This is a genomic window from Lactiplantibacillus paraplantarum (genome assembly GCF_003641145.1).
Classification (GTDB): domain Bacteria; phylum Bacillota; class Bacilli; order Lactobacillales; family Lactobacillaceae; genus Lactiplantibacillus; species Lactiplantibacillus paraplantarum.
Genome location: NZ_CP032744.1, coordinates 2,124,434 through 2,141,823, shown reverse-complemented (window position 1 = coordinate 2,141,823; position 17,390 = coordinate 2,124,434). Strand labels below are relative to the sequence as shown.

13 protein-coding genes and 1 pseudogene are annotated in these 17,390 nt (G+C 40.8%); 13 read left to right on the top strand and 1 reads right to left on the bottom strand.

Features of this window, described 5'->3' with window-relative positions; genetic code table 11:
* Nucleotides 1-5: 5 nt before the first annotated feature.
* The 9 genes and pseudogenes from LP667_RS10560 (at nucleotide 6) to LP667_RS10520 (ending at nucleotide 10,398) form a co-directional block, all read left to right on the top strand.
* Complete coding sequence (locus LP667_RS10560; protein WP_056988504.1) at nucleotides 6-5,222, top strand: gp58-like family protein; 5,217 nt, start codon at nucleotides 6-8, stop codon at nucleotides 5,220-5,222.
* A 17-nt stretch (nucleotides 5,223-5,239) separates the two neighbouring features.
* Nucleotides 5,240-5,689 (top strand): DUF1617 family protein, encoded by a 450-nt coding sequence (locus tag LP667_RS10555; RefSeq protein ID WP_044431348.1) that lies wholly within the window; start codon nucleotides 5,240-5,242, stop codon nucleotides 5,687-5,689.
* Between the two features lie 2 nt (nucleotides 5,690-5,691).
* The gene (locus LP667_RS10550) at nucleotides 5,692-6,126 is read left to right on the top strand and encodes a hypothetical protein (protein WP_044431346.1); all 435 of its coding nucleotides are present in this window, start codon (nucleotides 5,692-5,694) and stop codon (nucleotides 6,124-6,126) included.
* Nucleotides 6,127-6,253: 127 nt separating this feature from the next.
* The gene (locus LP667_RS10545) at nucleotides 6,254-7,420 is read left to right on the top strand and encodes a GH25 family lysozyme (protein ID WP_033611968.1); all 1,167 of its coding nucleotides are present in this window, start codon (nucleotides 6,254-6,256) and stop codon (nucleotides 7,418-7,420) included.
* Nucleotides 7,421-7,717, top strand: a complete 297-nt coding sequence (locus LP667_RS10540) for a hypothetical protein (RefSeq protein WP_027821934.1) — start codon at nucleotides 7,421-7,423, stop codon at nucleotides 7,715-7,717.
* Nucleotides 7,704-8,087, top strand: coding sequence for a phage holin (locus LP667_RS10535; RefSeq protein ID WP_033611967.1), 384 nt, complete (start codon nucleotides 7,704-7,706; stop codon nucleotides 8,085-8,087). Before LP667_RS10540 ends, LP667_RS10535 begins: the two co-directional genes overlap by 14 nt.
* A 741-nt stretch (nucleotides 8,088-8,828) precedes the next feature.
* Nucleotides 8,829-8,978 (top strand): annotated as a pseudogene (locus LP667_RS17050) (LysM peptidoglycan-binding domain-containing protein); the annotation flags it as partial.
* Between the two features lie 196 nt (nucleotides 8,979-9,174).
* A complete protein-coding gene (locus LP667_RS10525; RefSeq protein ID WP_033611966.1) occupies nucleotides 9,175-9,705 on the top strand; it encodes a hypothetical protein in 531 nt (176 codons plus the stop codon).
* Nucleotides 9,706-10,398, top strand: a complete 693-nt coding sequence (locus tag LP667_RS10520; protein WP_033611965.1) for a hypothetical protein — start codon at nucleotides 9,706-9,708, stop codon at nucleotides 10,396-10,398.
* A gap of 657 nt (nucleotides 10,399-11,055) precedes the next feature.
* On the opposite strand, the gene LP667_RS10515 is transcribed toward LP667_RS10520, so the two are convergent.
* Complete coding sequence (locus tag LP667_RS10515) at nucleotides 11,056-11,910, bottom strand: polysaccharide deacetylase family protein (protein ID WP_021732618.1); 855 nt, start codon at nucleotides 11,908-11,910, stop codon at nucleotides 11,056-11,058.
* 221 nt (nucleotides 11,911-12,131) lie between these two features.
* On the opposite strand from LP667_RS10515, the gene LP667_RS10510 reads away from it, so the two are divergent.
* From LP667_RS10510 to LP667_RS10495, 4 genes are all read left to right on the top strand, one after another.
* The gene (locus LP667_RS10510; protein ID WP_021732617.1) at nucleotides 12,132-12,524 is read left to right on the top strand and encodes a YxeA family protein; all 393 of its coding nucleotides are present in this window, start codon (nucleotides 12,132-12,134) and stop codon (nucleotides 12,522-12,524) included.
* 225 nt (nucleotides 12,525-12,749) lie between these two features.
* Nucleotides 12,750-14,480, top strand: a complete 1,731-nt coding sequence (locus tag LP667_RS10505; protein ID WP_021732616.1) for an ABC transporter ATP-binding protein — start codon at nucleotides 12,750-12,752, stop codon at nucleotides 14,478-14,480.
* The gene (locus LP667_RS10500) at nucleotides 14,480-16,369 is read left to right on the top strand and encodes an ABC transporter ATP-binding protein (protein WP_021732615.1); all 1,890 of its coding nucleotides are present in this window, start codon (nucleotides 14,480-14,482) and stop codon (nucleotides 16,367-16,369) included. Before LP667_RS10505 ends, LP667_RS10500 begins: the two co-directional genes overlap by 1 nt.
* A gap of 14 nt (nucleotides 16,370-16,383) precedes the next feature.
* Entirely contained in the window at nucleotides 16,384-17,355 is a 972-nt protein-coding gene (locus tag LP667_RS10495) for a hypothetical protein (protein ID WP_021732614.1), read from the top strand.
* Nucleotides 17,356-17,390: the final 35 nt, after the last annotated feature.

Below are 17,390 nucleotides of genomic sequence, written 5' to 3'. Positions count from 1 at the left end.
AATTAATGATTAAGCAATCTGATTTAGCCCTTGTTGCATGGAAGGCAACTGAACGGACGTTGGATGCAGTTGTCACAATTAACAAGATTGACTATAAAACGACAGATGTTGCATCCATTTCATATGACGCAGGTGGCTATACTGGAGATACGTTTGGTATTGGCTCGAATTATGAAAACAGCGTGACAATTAAGTTTTCGCACTTAATTGAAGGACTTAAACCTGGCATGACGGTATGGCCTAAGATTGGTATAAAAACATCTAATGGCTATGAGTATAGCTCGCTTGGTCTTTTTATCGTATCAGATGACATTCAAATGGACCGAAACAACGATGAGACAACAATTAAGGCATATGACCAGATGTGTCTATTGGAGGGTACCTACACTTCTAAGTTAACTTACCCTGCGAAAATGACCAGTGTGATTGCAGAAATTGCAAATTTGGCTGGCGTTTTGCTTAATACAACTGACATTAGTCGTTTGCCTGTACAAGTTGACTTACCGAGTGCTATTACCGGTCAAACGTATCGAAATGCAATTGGTATGATTGCTCAATTTTATGCAGGATTTGTAACGTTTGATAGGGACGGCAAATTAACAATTCGAACGATTGCAGAGCCAGATTATACATTAGACCCGAGCCAATACGAACAAGGTGGCTTAACGAAAAATGAAGCACCATACAAAATTGGCGGTATTCAGTGTGAGGTCACAACGACTACTACGGATTCAACAGGTCAGAGTACCGAAACTACAAACACGCTTCAAGTAGGGGCAACGTCAGGATCACAGATTAAACTCACCAACAGTTTGATGACAATGGATCGCTTAACATCAATATGGCAACAGTTACAGAGATTGACCTTCTACCCTTTCAGTTTGAATTGGTTTGGCAATCCTGCAATAGAAGCTGGCGATTGGCTAACACTACAGGATACTAAAGGCAACAAGTTCAACGTGCCTAATAATGGTTATACTATGACGTTTGATGGCAGTTTGTCTGCTGTTTCTAAAGCAGATCAGACCTCAACCTCTAGTAGTAGCTATGCTTGGCGAGGCGAGCTATCACAATATGTTGCTGACTTAGGTGGACGGCAAGGTGCTTCGGGTAACTATATCTATGGTACAGATACAACTGAACCGCCATACGGAGCTAAATTTAACGATATCTGGTACAAGCAGAACGGTAATAAAGTTGAATTGTGGACTTACGAGCGTCAGGCAGATGGAACTGGTAAATGGGTACTTACTGTGTCGGACGCTACTGGGGAAGAAGTGAAAGCAAAAGTTGACCAAGTGGAACTGGAAGCTAAGGCTAGTACAGATGCAGCTAAAGCGGCCAGTGATAAGGCTGACCAGCTTGCGGCCAAGTACGATGATACAAATGCACTAGCTAATCAAGCACTGGATCAAGCAGTAGGTGCTCAAAGCGACGCTAGTATCGCAGTTGCTAAAGCAAACTCTACAGCCTCGGAATTCGGAAAAGTTGACCAAAAAGCAGAGAGTGCCTTAGCTAGTGCACTTGGTGCTCAAAGTGACGCTAGTGTTGCAGTTAAACAGGCTTCTTCTGCTGCCGCTGATTCTAAAGATGCCAAGCAAATTGCCGGGGCAGTTAGTCAGAGTTATAAGACACTAACTGACGGATCGACTATGACCATTGCTGAATTAGAGAATGGCTTAGCTACAAAACTGACCAAGACTGATTTGGATGGATACGCCACCCAGACGTGGACTCAAAATCAGATTAAAATGACTGCTGATGGTATTAACGGAACCATGTCAAGTATTAAGAGTACTGTCGACAGTCAGACTACCAGTATTAATGACCTTAAAGCTGACTCAAGTTCATTTAAGAGCCAGTTTACGACTGTTAATAATACTCTGGGTAAGCACACCACTGATATTGGTACTTTACAAACGACGTCCAAGGAATTGACTACTGGGTTTAATACGTTAACGACTGATAATGGTACTAATAAGAACGATATTAGTCAACTTAAACAGACTGCCACAGAAGTCAGCACTACCTTAGAAACTGTTCAAACACAAGTTCAAAACAGCGCTGTTGGGACTAACCTATTAACTGGTACTGCAGATAAAATTTTAACCGGAACATTTACAGGTGGTTTCGTTTCAAATGAAAACAATGATGATTTTCTATCTCTACTTAAAGGGCTAGAAGGAGAAGTTGTAACGATCTCAGTTGATTATGAATATCAAGGATTTGTCGCAGGAAGTGCTAAAAACCGTATTGGTTGGGAAGTAAAACTATTTACGGATAGCAACACACGCTATTTTGGTCCTTGGTATAATATCCCTTCTACTAATAGTTCAGGTTCAGGAAGAATATCATCAACATTTGTAGTACCAGAAAATATAACAAGCGTTGAATCTGCTAATGGATATATTCAATTTTCTGGTTCTGGAACCGGGACTGTAAGTCATCTTAAGCTGGAAAAAGGTAGTCTAGCTACTGATTGGTGCCCTAATCCAGCAGATAATGCAACAGTCACAGCTGTATCAAAGCTTTCCCAAACTGTGGATAGTATGAAAGCTGATATTTCCAAGAAAATTGAGCAGAAGGACCTTAACGGCTACGCCACCCAGACTTGGACTCAGACCCAGATTAAGACAACTTCTGACGGAATTAACGGTACCATATCCAGTGTTAAGAGTACCGTCGATGGGCATACAACCAGTATCAATGATCTTAAAGCCGATTCCAGTGGGTTTAAAGCTCAGTTTACGACTGTTAACAATACTATCGGTAAACACACTACTGACATTGGTACGCTTCAGGCATCTACTAAGTCTTTATCTGCTAGCTTTGATTCTTTGAGCAGTGACAATAACACGAATAAGCATGATATTAGCCAGTTGCAAGCAACATCTAGTTCCTTCAGTAGCACCTTGATGACCGTTCAGCAGCAGGTTCAAGATAGTGCTGTGGGAACCAACTTGTTATTGAAAACCTATAAACCATACGTTGTAACAGGTGCCAATAAAGTTAACCAGGCATATCAAATGTACGCATTAAGCAGAAGATTAGAAGCAGGAACTACAGTAACTCTAAGCTTTGATGCTATTTCTACGGCTTCTGCGAACTTTACTATCCAAAATAATGGTAACTCAGACGGTGGAACTTGGATGGGGTATATTGATAGTACTGTTGGCACCACAAAGAAACATTATGTGGCAACCATCAAGCTGAATGGGTTTTCGCAACAAGGTGTTTATCTCCGCCTTGATAATGTGCCTTCGACAGCCACTATTACATTCTCCAATATGAAACTAGAGTTAGGTTCAAACGCAACTGATTATTCCACTAGTCCGTTGGACAATGCGACAATCACAGCACTTTCAAGCATTTCGCAAACTGTGGACGCCATTCAAACGACGGTTCGTGGCAAAGTGGATAATAGCACCTATCAATCCAAGGTAGAGCAATTGAGCAACCAGATAACTTCTGTTGTAGGGCAGGTCAATACCTTTGGCAAAAGAAATATTGTAACTAACTCACAATTCCAATATGACTATATGGATGGAACATCTTGGACTGGTGGGACAACTGCAACTTGGTATAAGTCAGATTTTGCTTGGTCATGGGTTAACGGGTACCAAGGTATTTGTATTAATCAACCAACAACGACAGATACCAATACTTGGTATAATTTGTTCTCAAGAAAAATTGTTATTGGGCTGGACACCTCAACTCCATGGTCGGCTAGTGCTTATATAAATGTTGATCACGTTGGCATCGATGCGATGATTATTGTTGAATTTTACGACACTAAGGGCGCTCGTATTGGATACAAGGAAACGCATAAAAACAGCCGTGGACTGGAACTAATTAAAGTTGAAAATGTCATCCCTCCGGATGGAACTGAAACTGTTTGCCTTTCATTTCGTGTTCATGGTGGTGGTCATGTTGCGATGATATGCCCAATGCTCAACCAAGGAGATAAAGCTGCGGCCTATGTTCCTGATATTACAACTGGTGCAGAACTTCAGCACGCATATTCTGCTATCCTTCAAACTAATGACCGGATTGCTCTTCGTGTTGAAAAGAATGGGATTATTAACGCAATTAATATCTCTCCTGAAGGAATTAAGATACACGGTAACAACCTGCATATTACGGCTGCTACCTATATTGATAATGCTGTCATTAAGGACGGCATGATTGAGAACCTAAGTGCTGATAAAATTGCTGCAGGAACCATCAATGCTGCACATATAAATGTAATCAATTTGAATGCGAACAATATAACAACCGGTACGATTAAAGGTAGTAACTTATCAATTAATCTGAACACTGGTAATGTTGAGTTCCAAGCAGGGCGTATCCATTCATCTGATAACGCGATTGACATTAACATTAATAGTAAGTATATCTCAGTTGCTAACAAGGATAATCGTGTGTTCATATCGGGTGGAGAAATTCAAATGATTGAACCACAATTATTTTCACAGCAAAAAACCCCATATGTTCGTATCAGTAACGCTATGGCGGGGGCATCTTGGGGCGGGGCAACCTTCTGGGCCCGTGACTATTTTGTAGTTACTCACCAGCATAATGACGGCAATATATTTACTTCGCCAATGGGAGAAGAAAGTTTCTCAGGTATTTCTGGAGGGCACTCAACCAGCGGATGGCAAGTAACTAAGATTGGTGGCGCCGAACGGGGTGTGCTTATATCTGGTGGTCGCGTATTCACTGATGGCATAAGACTATCACCGTATATAAGAGTTGGTGATCCTGGTCACGCAGGCACCGGTTTGCATGGTTCTAACATTAGTATGCAGGCTAGTTATATTTATCTAAAGAGTACCCATACAACATCTCATGGTGCGAATGCTTATTTGGCTCCCGATGGGGCATTAGTTCCGTCGAATTCCGCTGCTAAGTACAAGACCGACATTGTTCGAACATTTGAGACCCAGCTGGGTGATAAACTTCTAGAAGTTCCAGTTGCACACTGGAAAGACAAAGAAGAAGTATTAGAAAAAACTCGTGATTCTAATGCTAAAACTCCAGAAACTTATTTCGGAATGATTGCTGATGATCTGGACGACGCTGGTCTGAATGAACTTGTCGAGTACGATGATAATGGTAGCGTCCGGGGTATTCAATACGACCGGGTCGCATTAGCTCTTATCCCATTGATTCGTAACTATCGGGATCGTATAACTGAATTAGAAATGAAGTCAAACAAATGAAAGAGGTATAGTCAATTATGACAGCAAGAAAAGAAGTAGTAACATTCACAAATGGACAACTAGTAACCATCGGCAATACTTTATCAGAGTTCAAGCTTAAAGGCCGAGCTTCGCTTGGGCGGACGTGGTTAATTAAGCATCTAGAGGATCTTAATAAGCAATTTAACGCTGACCAATTAGCAACCCAAAAGAATTTCTTTAAAACGGATAAAGATGGGAACTTTGTTTATAAGGAAGACAAAAAGACTCTAATTCTGAAAGATGACTATACCATGGATGAAGCTCAAAAAGAGTTTGATCAATTGGTGGACGAACCTGTAAGCATTGAAATTAGCTCATATTCTGCACGAATGAAAGCTTTGTATCATGCACTTGAAGACTATCCGTATGAGCTGGAAGGTCAAACAGCTCTAGTATACGCATTGGTATTTGATCAGTTTGACAAAGCATATGGAAAAGGGGAATAACAATGGAATTATTAAACACTAGCATTTCTTATAGTATCGATGGCACTGGTAATACGAGTTCTGTAATTGCAGGTCTTCGTGGCGAAGTAGAAGGTCGAGTAACTATTACGGCAAATGTCACTATTTATCCGACAGACTTAGCTAAAGATGAAACTTTCGATGATCTAACCAAAAAAGAATTATCCAAACGTGCGGTGGATAAGATTCCATCAGTAATTGACTCTCTAATTGCAGTTAATGGTGGGTGGAGTTTTACTGCTGGCAAGATTTCATCGGTATCCACTCAATTTAATCAGTCTGAAACTGGCACATATGTGAATGCGAATGTTACTGCCACTGAATCAGATTTTTCAGATAAGAAGTTAGACGATGTTACGATGTCGGAGGCGCAGAGTGTGCTGCAATCCATTCTTAAGAATGAATTGCCAACATCATAAGTATTAAGTGAAAGATGAACTTTGAAGAGATGGTGAATTGAAAATTAATAAGTTAAAACGACTAGGCCAGTGTATTTTAGGACGCTTTTGACCGTTCAATCAGGAATGACAAATAGGAGGTAGACAATTGAATAAGCACAAGTTAAAGGCACTCATCTTAACGGTGGGCGCCATTTTTATGGCCTTTTTAATGGTCAATGTTACCAGTCAGGCTGCTCGCATGGATATGGTGGATGTGTCGAATAACAACGGCTATATGAGTACCGCTGAGTATGTTTCGATGCGTAACGAGTTTGGTGTTAAGGCCCTCACCGTTAAGATTAGTGAAGGCACAACCTTCAAAGATGGCTATGCTGCTAGCAATATCGCTAATGGTCAAGCGGCTGGCTTATACGTCAACGGCTATCATTTTGCCCATTATAAAACTAAGGCCCAAGCGATTGCCGAAGCTGATTATGCTGGTCAGGCAGCCAAAGCGGCCGGGTTACCGGTGGGCGCAGTATTGGCAACGGACGTAGAATCGGCTGAAGAACAAGGAATCTTGTCACAAGCAACCAATGACCGCAACAATGCCGCCTTCATGAAAGAGATTCAGAAGTTTGGTTATCGGGCCGACATTTACACGTCTGGATCATGGGCTAACAACAAGATGACCATCAAGGGCAAAACAGGGTGGGTTGCTGGCTACCCCTATGTCATGTCTGGTCAGAAATGGTATACGAATAACAATGCCTGGCAATGGTCTGGGTCAGCCCATTTCCGGATTAGTTACGGTGGGTTTGACGTTAGTCAACTTTATACTGATTACTACACAGCTGGTCAAAAATCAACGGTCAAACCGACCAATAAGGATGCGGTTAAGGCCAACAACCAGGGAGCCAACAAAAACACTTCCAAGCCATCTACGTCAGCCAAGTGGGTCAAGGAAGCGAAGACCTACACACTCAAGACTGCGGTTAAGCTGCGCACAGGCGCGTCAACGTCATCAAATGCGATCACTATTTTGCCAGCTGGAACCACGGTTAAGACGGACCAGGCCATTATTCAAGGTGGCTATCGTTGGGTGCGTCAACCACGTTCACATGGGTATGGTTATCTAGCAACTGGCCCGGCAAGTAATACGCTGGAATATGTAAAGAGTGGTGCAACTCACACGTATTACACAGTCAAGTCTGGCGACAGCTGGTGGGCAATCGCACAACGCAACGGCCTAAATATGACTACATTAGCTAGTCAGAACGGCAAGACGATTTACACCACTATCTATCCTGGCCAGCGATTGGTGGTGCGGTAATTGCATACACTATTAGGATTAGGCTGGGATGAATGGGGATCAATTGTTGCCATTGTCGCTAGTATTTGTGTACTAGCTAATTGGATTCTAAATAAGACGGTCCGTATCCCGCTTAACGATTTAGGCAAGCGGCTGAGCCATTTTACCGATGAAAGTTTAAAAGTGAGGCAGCAAAATGCTGAAGCAATGAATGCGATTGAAAATCGGGTCATTAAGGTAGAAGGCCGGCTAGATGGTCATGACATGGAATTTAAACATCTATATGAAAAGGAAACCAAAAGAAATGAGAAAAATTAGTTTTAAGAATGCTGATGGAAGCTTGAATGGTAAATTGATCGCTGGAATTATTTCGTTACTGATCGTTTTGGTTCAACAAATCTTTGCCATGTTTGGCATTAAGTTTACTGGTGACTGGTCAGCAATTATCGCAGTATTGAATACCGTATTAACGATCCTCGGTATGCTGGGCGTTATTACTGACGTTCAAACAGTGACAGTACCAACAGTTAAAAGTGACGAGGAAAGCCAAGTTGAAGCGACGGCTAATAAAGTTGCTGACGAAGCGCAAACACCAACGTCCACAGTCGCTGTAGTGAATAGTTCTGCATCATCTAACACTGAAACGACGTCAGAATCCGCCTCACAATCAGGAGAAAAAGTAGTATAATAATCGTGAACTGTTCTAGTCCCCCATGCTTCGGCGTGGGGGATTTTTTGTTAACAAAATATATAAAAAAGAGCCAGTCAAGACTGGCCCAATGTTTAAATAAATAAAATGGGTGTTCTGTTTCTCCTAAGATAATAAAGAACACAGTTATTATACATTAAACCTGATTAATATAACAAGGACTTATTAATATTTTTCTATAGATTACTTTCGGTATTGTGATATAAACCGACAAGTGTTATTATGTCCCTTGTCCTGTTATTAGTATCACAGCTTTCAAATCCCCCCAAGATTGTCGGTTAGTGGTGCCGGAAGTGATGAGGATAATCTTCTGCTTGATGGGTGGAAGATTTTTTTGTGTTGCTTGCCTGTATATTTTGTTAGTGAGAGTTTAGATTTAGCATTATTAGCTGTCAATATAGCTAATTAGATAACTACAATACTTTACAGAATAGCAAGTAATAAGTATAATATTAATTGTCTCTAGTGTAGTTTCTAGATGATAGTTATAACTTGATTAATTCCCCTGCGCTTCGGCGTGGGGAATTTTTTGCGTAAAAAGCCGCCTGCTGTAAAGGTAGATGGCTAATACATAAGAGAAAGTATCTCAGCGAAAGAGGAAAACAGATATTAGTAGGTTCCACTGTTATCATAGGAATACATGAGAAATCGTGCAACTTTAATACTCACTACTGTGAAACTACATTACTGGCAATTGGCAGGTGGTATTCTAAAGCTGGTTATTCTCACACGTATTATACAGTCAAGTACGGTGATTCATGGTGGTCGATTGCCCAACGGAACGGCATGAACGTGTACACGTTGGCCAGTCAGAATGAGAAATCCATTTACAGTACGATTTACCCAGGCAATAAACTGATGATTAAGTGAAAAAATTCGATTAATAGTGCGGGGATTTTTAAGACTAAAGTTACTTAATTGTAAAGATGAGTAAAATTTAGAAGTTAGGCAAAATGATATTTAATGATAAAAAAGTAGTCTGGTGTGTTTTTGTAATGTGATTTCAATTAAGTTACGTTAATATGATATACTTTCTATAATGTAGTCTTTCAGGGGGAGCATGTTAATGAAGCATAGAAAACAGTCTGATTCAGTAGTTGGAAAACAATTAAGAGAAGAATATTCAAGCATAAACAATGCACAAAAAATACAGGAGGAAAAGGAATTAAATAAAACTACTGATTTTTTTCTGGATCTTTTAATTTATTTCATTAGCATGATTTGGATGTTCTTTGCTTTTATAGACACGTCTAGTCTTACTATGCGTTACTTTGCGATTGTCAATTTTGGTGTTCAAACGATGTTTAAGTTGGCAATGCATTTAAGCTTTTATAGTGCTATGCATAAATATCATCCTGAAATGAGAATAAGGTGGTTAGCTTTCTGTATCCAAGCGCTGTTCTTTGTCGGATTACTAGGACTTGTTTTTGTTTTTAAACTGGTATCAAATGTTCCGGGTGACTCAACCTTTTCTGACATTTTAAAAAGTCTTAGTGGTATAATGACGTTGTTAGATGGAGTACTTATTTTTTTTGTTGGTGTTTTGGATAAAATATGCTGGACTTTTATATCTTATACGGATAAGGGGGACAAATAAATGTTAATTGATATTTTGGCTGTTTCCATTATGTTTATGTTTTCTCTTATTTTAGTTAGCTTGGCTGTATTTATTGTTGTTTTCGCTTTTTTAGGGGATATAGATACTACTTTATTTGTTATAAAAGACTCTATTAGTATGAGTATTTCTAAAAAAAAGCAAAAAAATAGTATTCAAAGCACTACTGAAGTTATAAATATGCTCTTTAGGAAAACAGCCGAAAAAATTTCCGGAATGTCAGAAAAAGAGTTGGCAAAAAAGATTAATTCCAATAAACAAGAAGCAAAGAAATTTAAAAAAATTATGACTAATACCCTAAAAAAAACAGATATAGAGTTTGTATCCGAAGATGATATCACATTTTTTATGAAACGAAATCGTAGTTTTGGTGTGGTACAACAGTTTATTTCAAATTTAAACCAATATTCGCAACCCAAATTTAACTATCTTAGAAAACTTGGTAAGCAACACAAAGAAGGCCTGATAAGTGATGAAGAGTATTTACAAAAGGTTCTAAGAGCTATGAATAAGACTGATAAGGAACTTAGGCTCGAAATAAATGAGGCTAAAAGAAAAAATAGTAATTTTTCAGCTAAGGGTCTTTCGTTTCAGATTATACAAAAAATATTTTCTTCAGATGAATCTGTAAATATAAACACTTTATATAGTTCAAAACTGGGTTTATCTTCTTAAATAATAAAAAACGTTAAAAATGTAAAATAGGTATATAGTTGTCAGATATTAACCTTGATACGGCAGTTAAAATTGATTTTTAACTACAAAAGTTGCAATTTTGGACAACACAAAAAAGTCCCGCACTAGCCTTAATTGGCTGGTGTGGGACTTTTTTGTGTTTAAGATAATAAGTTGGTATATAATAGTGGAGAAAGCAAAACATCAAAAAAGAACCAATATTAAATTAATTTGTGCTCTTCCAGGATTTGTAAATAAAATATCTCTCTTTTTCGCAAAGGGCTTAATACCAATGGTTTGTTACGTGCTACCTATGATGGTATAACTACCGTGCGGGTGATAAAGCGATAATTAATGGAAAGCAATCAAGCGTCAGAATGTTGATATTTCAACATTCTGACGCTTGATTTTTTGCTATTGCTGCCAGATGACGGCGCTAATATTTGGTGTTGATGAATTTAAGCTAGTCATCGCATCTTTATGTTGACCCATATCATTTTGAATACTTATCGAGTGATCTCAAATCGATTGAAAGGACGAATACCTAGTATGGGTCCAAACAATTTAAGAAAGTTGTAGCCTAGCCAATGACGGTTATCAGTGAACCACGTTTGTACAGGTCAATTAACCGGAAACTTGAGTTACTATCGACGACAACTATTCATTGGTAGTCGTTAATAGTGTCTGAAAGGCCGTGAGCGACATTCCAGGTACGACCCGTTGTCGAGTGAGGTTGTACGCGTTCTGTGCGCTAGTGGCGATGCCAGGTGCCGTTGACAGCGCATATTGGTAACCAGCCTGTTTATCGGCTTTAATCGTCTGATTGTTTGCACGTCCAGCCGGGTAACAAATAACTTGAGTATTTTGCTGTAAATTATGATCGAGCCATTTTTTTGAACTCGATAATTCGGTTAATTGGACCTGGTAAGTTAAGTTATTTAAGTCTAAATGGCGAACGGTATGACTTTGAAAGTCAATATTGCCGGAAGCCTGCATCTGCTTGGCATCGGCTAAAGTTAAGTGATTCTTTTTATGGGTAAAGCCGGTGATGAAATTGATGGTGGCATGTTGGTGCGTCTGTTTTAAAATTGGCCAAGCCGCTGTCATGTTGTCCTTGTAGCTATCATCGAGCGTGACCCAGACAACTTTCTTTTGTGGAAGGCGCCGATGTTTTAAAGCGTAGACGGCTTCATTAGCAGTCAATGTCCGGTACCCATGGGTTTTTAAGTACGTCATCTCTGCCCGAAATTCTTTGGCAGGGACACGTAACTGGTTCCCGCTGGAAATACTGTGATACATCAGGATCGGCAAGTGGACCACTTTGACGGCATGCCAATGCTGATAAGGGTGTGCCGGTGATTGGTGTTTAATTGTGCTGTGTGTGCTTTTGGAACTAGCCTTAGATGATTGACTACTGGCTTGTTTAGTTGCCGGTGAAGCAGCCTGACAGCCGGCTAAGAGGCCAAGTGTCGTGATTAAGCTTAATAAATAGTTGATACCCCGTCTGTGCATGATAATCCCCCCATAATTGAAAACTACTACCTATTCTAATGGATTAGCTTCAAAAGCGCGATAATTATTGAGACATTGTTAAAATAACTTCCTTAATAGTTAAGGAAAATCAAACTTGGTTAGTAATTTACAAAATTAGTTAAGAAAGTGTAGTTAAGGTAGCCAGAAGGTCGGGCTTTCGATACGCTTAACAAAATAATTAATTTTGGGGGACAATATATATGAATAAAAAAGGGGTTATTGGTTTGTTGTTAGTTATTGTAATGCTTAGTGTAGGTACGTTGCTAATTACGCCGACGATAACGAAGAATCAAGGGAGTGAGTTAGCGATGGCAGTTGATAATCTGAACCCGTTAGTTAAGGTACAGACAGTCTATGGTCGAACGAATTCGGCCGTGAGTCATACCACCGGCCAGATGGGGGAGGATGTGTACACGTATCGGGTGCTGACTAGCGACGGACAAGGTAATCAACGCTGGTTAACATTTACGGCGGATCACCGTCTAAAGCAGCGGCACTATTTAAAAATTGAAACTAAAGGGCAAAACGTGAACGCTTGGGAAGCCGTGTCAACGACTAACGTTCCCAGAAATGTTCAAGAAGTACTAGCTTAATGCCAAGTCTGGCGCTATGTTATCGCATTGATAACGTAGTGCTTTTTTTATGTCATCATGACGCTGAGCTTAAGAAATTCTTAAACCCTTTTAGGTGCTAAACTGCGATGAGTGCGTTACAATAGTTTGCGTGAGACTTGTAAAGATGGTTGACAAACAGACCGTTTTTAGTTAGATTAATATACTGCATTATTAATTTAATAATGAATGAAGGGGAGCGTGTAAATGCTTAAAATAGCAAAAGGTCGGATTTCGTATCCTGCGGTGATTGGTGCGGTCTTATTTATGATCGTGCAAGTGATTGCGACCTTAAATTTGCCTAGTTTGACATCTAATATTGTGAACAATGGGGTTGCCACTGGTGACATTAGTTATATTTGGAAAATTGGTTTTGAAATGATTGGTTTTTCATTGTTATCAGTTGTGGCAGCATTTGGGAACGTCTTTTTAGCGGCGCGATCATCACAACAGTTAGGGAAAAACTTACGGTCGGATATTTATAAGAAGGTTATTAATTTTTCGAATGATGAATTCGATAAAGTTGAGACGTCTTCATTGATTACTCGGACAACCAACGACGTGGTCCAAATTCAAAACGTCGCCATGATGGCGTTGCGGATGATGATCATGGCCCCCATCATGTTAGTCGGGGCCAGTTTTTTAGCGTACACTAAGAGTCACGAATTAACTTGGATCTTCGTGGTCTCCATTCCGGTATTGCTAATTTTTATTGGTTTGATTATGGGATTTGCAATTCCACTTTTCCGAGCGATGCAAACTAAGACTGATCGCATTAACCTGGTTTTCCGTGAGGGCTTAACTGGTGTGCGGGTGATTCGCGCATTCCGTCAAGATAAGTTTGAACAGGATCGCTTTGAAGATGCCAACCAAGATTACACGCATAACGCAATTAAGGTTAATACGATCGTCGCTTTAGCATACCCGGTAATGACCTTGATCATGAGTGGAACTAACGTGGCCATTGTTTGGTTTGGTGGCCAGTTGATCAGTAGTCAAACGATGCAAATTGGGAATATGATTGCTTTCATGACTTATGCGATGCAAGTGCTGATGAGCTTCATGATGCTGGCCATGGTGTTTGCGTTCATCCCACGGGCAGCCGCTTCTGCTTCTCGGATTCAAGAAGTTTTGAACATTGAACCTAAAATTACTGATCCTGAAAAAGCAACAACGTTACCAGCCGCAACTGAACACAGTCTTGAATTTGATCATGTGAACTATCGGTATCAAAGTGCGGAACAATTGGCACTGGAAGATATTGATTTTAAGGCCCATTCTGGCCAGACCGTTGCTATTATTGGTGGTACCGGTTCTGGGAAGACGACCTTAGTCAATCTGATCCCACGATTTTATGATATCGAAAGTGGTGCAGTTAAATTAGATGGTACGGACGTGCGGCAGTTGAAATTAGCTGAGTTGCATCAAGCGGTTTCATTTGTACCGCAGACGGCAACCTTGTTTACGGGGACTATTCGTGAAAATATGCAGTTTGGGAACGAGCATGCAACCGATGACGAAATTTGGCACGCTTTAGAGATCGCTCGCTCAACGGACTTCGTAAAAGAAGAAGGCGGCTTGGATGCGCACGTTGAACAGGGTGGGGGTAACTTCTCTGGTGGTCAACGGCAACGGTTAGCGATTGCCCGTGCCCTGGTCAAGCATGCTTCTGCTTACGTGTTCGATGATTCCTTCTCAGCATTAGATTTTAAAACTGATGCACAATTACGGGCTGAATTACGGCAAGATAAGCAAATTCAACAGAGTGTCGTTGTGATTGTGGCACAACGGATTGCAACGGTAGCGGATGCTGATCTGATTTTGGTACTTGATAATGGTAAATTGGTCGGTAAAGGTACCCATGCTGAATTAAAAGCTAATAATGAAGTTTATCAAGAAATTATGAAGTCACAATTACGAGAGGAGGATCAGCTGTAATGAGCGAAAAGAATACGAGTTCAACCAAGCCTGCCCGTCCCGCTGGTGGCCACGGCCCTGGTGGTCATGCTGGACTGGTTGAAAAGCCTAAGAGTTTTTGGAAAACGGCGATTCGATTAATGCGCTACATGTCAGACCGCTGGGTCGGTTTGGCGGTGGTCATGATTTTTGCCATTGCTTCCGTGATCTTCCAGATTCGGACACCTAAGATTTTAGGTAAAGCAACGACTGAACTTTATAAGGGGATTATGAAGGGGGCCGCGCAACAAAAAGCTGGTATCAGCCAATCTGGTTACCCGATCAACTTTGAAAAAATTGGCCAAATCATTATGATTGTTTTGATCATGTACTTGGCCTCGGCACTGTTTAATTTTATTCAACAGTACATCATGACCCGAATTTCACAACGGACGGTTTATAAGCTACGGCGTTCGTTTAAAGGTAAGATGCAAAAGGTGCCGATTTCATATTACGATACCCATTCAAATGGTGACATTATGAGTCGGGCCGTCAATGATATGGATAACATTGCCAACACATTGCAACAAAACTTGACTCAAGCGGTCACAAGTACCGTAACGTTTATCGGGACCCTATGGATGATGCTGACAATTAGTTGGAAGTTAACGTTGATTGCATTAGTGACGATTCCATTGAGTGTGGTCGTGGTTGGTGTGATTGCACCAAAATCGCAAAAATTCTTTGGAACGCAACAAAAGAGTCTGGGATTACTGAATAACCAAGTTGAAGAAAACTATGCTGGTCATGTGGTTATTAAAAGCTTCAATAAGGAACAGGACGCCATCGATGACTTTGAAGTTCAAAATAATAACTATTATCAATCTGCATGGAAGGCTCAATTTATTTCGGGGATTATTATGCCATTAATGATGTTCCTGAATAACATTGGTTACGTGTTCGTAGCGATTATTGGTGGGATTGATGTGGCGAATGGGAATGTTTCACTTGGGAATATTCAAGCCTTCTTACAATATACACAACAGTTCTCACAACCAATTTCACAAATGGCGAACTTGTTGAACACGATTCAATCAACCGTAGCTTCTGCTGAACGGGTCTTTGAAGTGCTCGATGAAGAAGAAATGAAGCAAACTAAATCAAACTTACCAGCCGAACCAGATAGTGATAACTTAATTAGCTTGCAACACGTGCAATTTGGTTATGCAGATAATGCTTTACTAATGAAGGATTATAATCTGGATGTTAAACGCGGTCAGCAGGTGGCCATTGTTGGGCCGACTGGTGCTGGTAAGACCACGATCATTAACTTATTGGAACGCTTTTATGATATTAAAGGTGGTTCCATCAAGTTAAATGGGACCGATACACGGGACTTACATCGTGAAGACTTGCGTTCACACTTTGCAATGGTGCTGCAGGATACTTGGCTCTTTACGGGCACGATTTTTGATAACTTGAAGTATGGACGTGAGGACGCTACGGATGAAGAAATTTATGCGGCGGCTAAGGCAGCCCACGTTGATAGTTTCGTTCGTAAGTTGCCAGATGGTTATCAAACGGTTTTGAACGAAGAAGCTTCGAATATTTCACAAGGTCAACGTCAACTGTTGACGATTGCGCGGGCGTTTGTTGCTAATCCGGAAATCTTAATTCTGGACGAAGCAACGAGTTCTGTCGATACGCGGACTGAAGTTCATATCCAACACGCCATGGAACGTCTGTTGAAGAATCGGACTAGCTTTGTAGTGGCGCACCGGTTGTCTACCATTCAAGGTGCCGATAACATTATTGTGATGAACCATGGATCAGTGGTTGAGACTGGGACGCATGAACAATTAATGGCTCAAAATGGGTTCTATGCGGATCTATATAATAGTCAATTCACTGGTAATATTAGTCTCAACTAAAGGAGGGGTGTCAATTGTTCCGGAAAACAGCAATGGTTGCCGTTACCGCGGGTGCGCTAGCATTATTGTTAGCGGGTTGCGGTAAGACAACTTTATCAACGACTAAAACCACATACAAACCAAACGGGTTAGTGGCGGCCGTTAAGGGAAAATCCAATGTCAAAACGATTCATTATCAGCTTGATGGTGGACAAACGAAAACGGCGGCGGTGCATAATCATACGTTTGTTATTCAAGTTCCGACCAAGACAACCCGCCAGACGGTGAAGATTAAGGCTGGTTCGGATACCACTACGGTTCACGTGCAAGGGGCCAAGAAGTTAGCTGGCTATCAAAAGATGGCAACGACTTATAATCAGGCGTTGATTGCTTCCAAATTAAGCAAGTCTGATCAGAAAGCCGCGAAAAAGTTGCAGGCTGAGGGTGCTGCGCTTAAAAAGCAACAGGCGACGATTCAGGCTAAAGTCAAACAAGCACAGGCACAAATCAAGGCCGGTGGTACAGCGGCTGTGACGGGAGCGAAAACGTTACAAGCTCAGCAAACGGCGGCAGCCCAGCTAAAAACGCAAGCCGCTAGTTTGCAAACGACTCAGAAACAAGTTGCCGCAGCAATGGCGACGGCTAAAAAGCAGGTCAAATCCCAGTTGTTACCAACGAAGACACCCCGTAATGGGATTACCAATGTGTTAACAACTAAGGATTATAAAATTCGTTTGAATGTTCAAAAAGGTGATGTGTTAGGAGCGGCAATGATCGTTCCAACCAAGGCTTTTAAGAATAAGACGCGTCAAAAGAATTTTGGAACCGCGTTTGCTTTAATGACCACCACAACGGGTGCCAATGCTAAGACGGTTATGAAGCAGTTCCAAAAAGAAACCAAGGATAATAATGGTAGTACGACGACGATCGATCCAATCACTTCAAAAGGTGTGCGATTTACGATTGGGGTCTCAGCTGCTGATCTATACATCTTTATGACTAAGTAAGGTTTGATGCTTAGTTTTAATAAAGCATAAAATAC

Coding starts and splice junctions, on each gene's coding strand:
- LP667_RS10560 (WP_056988504.1), top strand. CDS start 6: ATGATTAAGCAATCTGATTTAGCCCTTGTTGCATGGAAGGCAACTGAA.
- LP667_RS10555 (WP_044431348.1), top strand. CDS start 5,240: ATGACAGCAAGAAAAGAAGTAGTAACATTCACAAATGGACAACTAGTA.
- LP667_RS10550 (WP_044431346.1), top strand. CDS start 5,692: ATGGAATTATTAAACACTAGCATTTCTTATAGTATCGATGGCACTGGT.
- LP667_RS10535 (WP_033611967.1), top strand. CDS start 7,704: ATGAGAAAAATTAGTTTTAAGAATGCTGATGGAAGCTTGAATGGTAAA.
- LP667_RS10525 (WP_033611966.1), top strand. CDS start 9,175: ATGAAGCATAGAAAACAGTCTGATTCAGTAGTTGGAAAACAATTAAGA.
- LP667_RS10520 (WP_033611965.1), top strand. CDS start 9,706: ATGTTAATTGATATTTTGGCTGTTTCCATTATGTTTATGTTTTCTCTT.
- LP667_RS10515 (WP_021732618.1), bottom strand. CDS start 11,910: ATGCACAGACGGGGTATCAACTATTTATTAAGCTTAATCACGACACTT.
- LP667_RS10510 (WP_021732617.1), top strand. CDS start 12,132: ATGAATAAAAAAGGGGTTATTGGTTTGTTGTTAGTTATTGTAATGCTT.
- LP667_RS10505 (WP_021732616.1), top strand. CDS start 12,750: ATGCTTAAAATAGCAAAAGGTCGGATTTCGTATCCTGCGGTGATTGGT.
- LP667_RS10500 (WP_021732615.1), top strand. CDS start 14,480: ATGAGCGAAAAGAATACGAGTTCAACCAAGCCTGCCCGTCCCGCTGGT.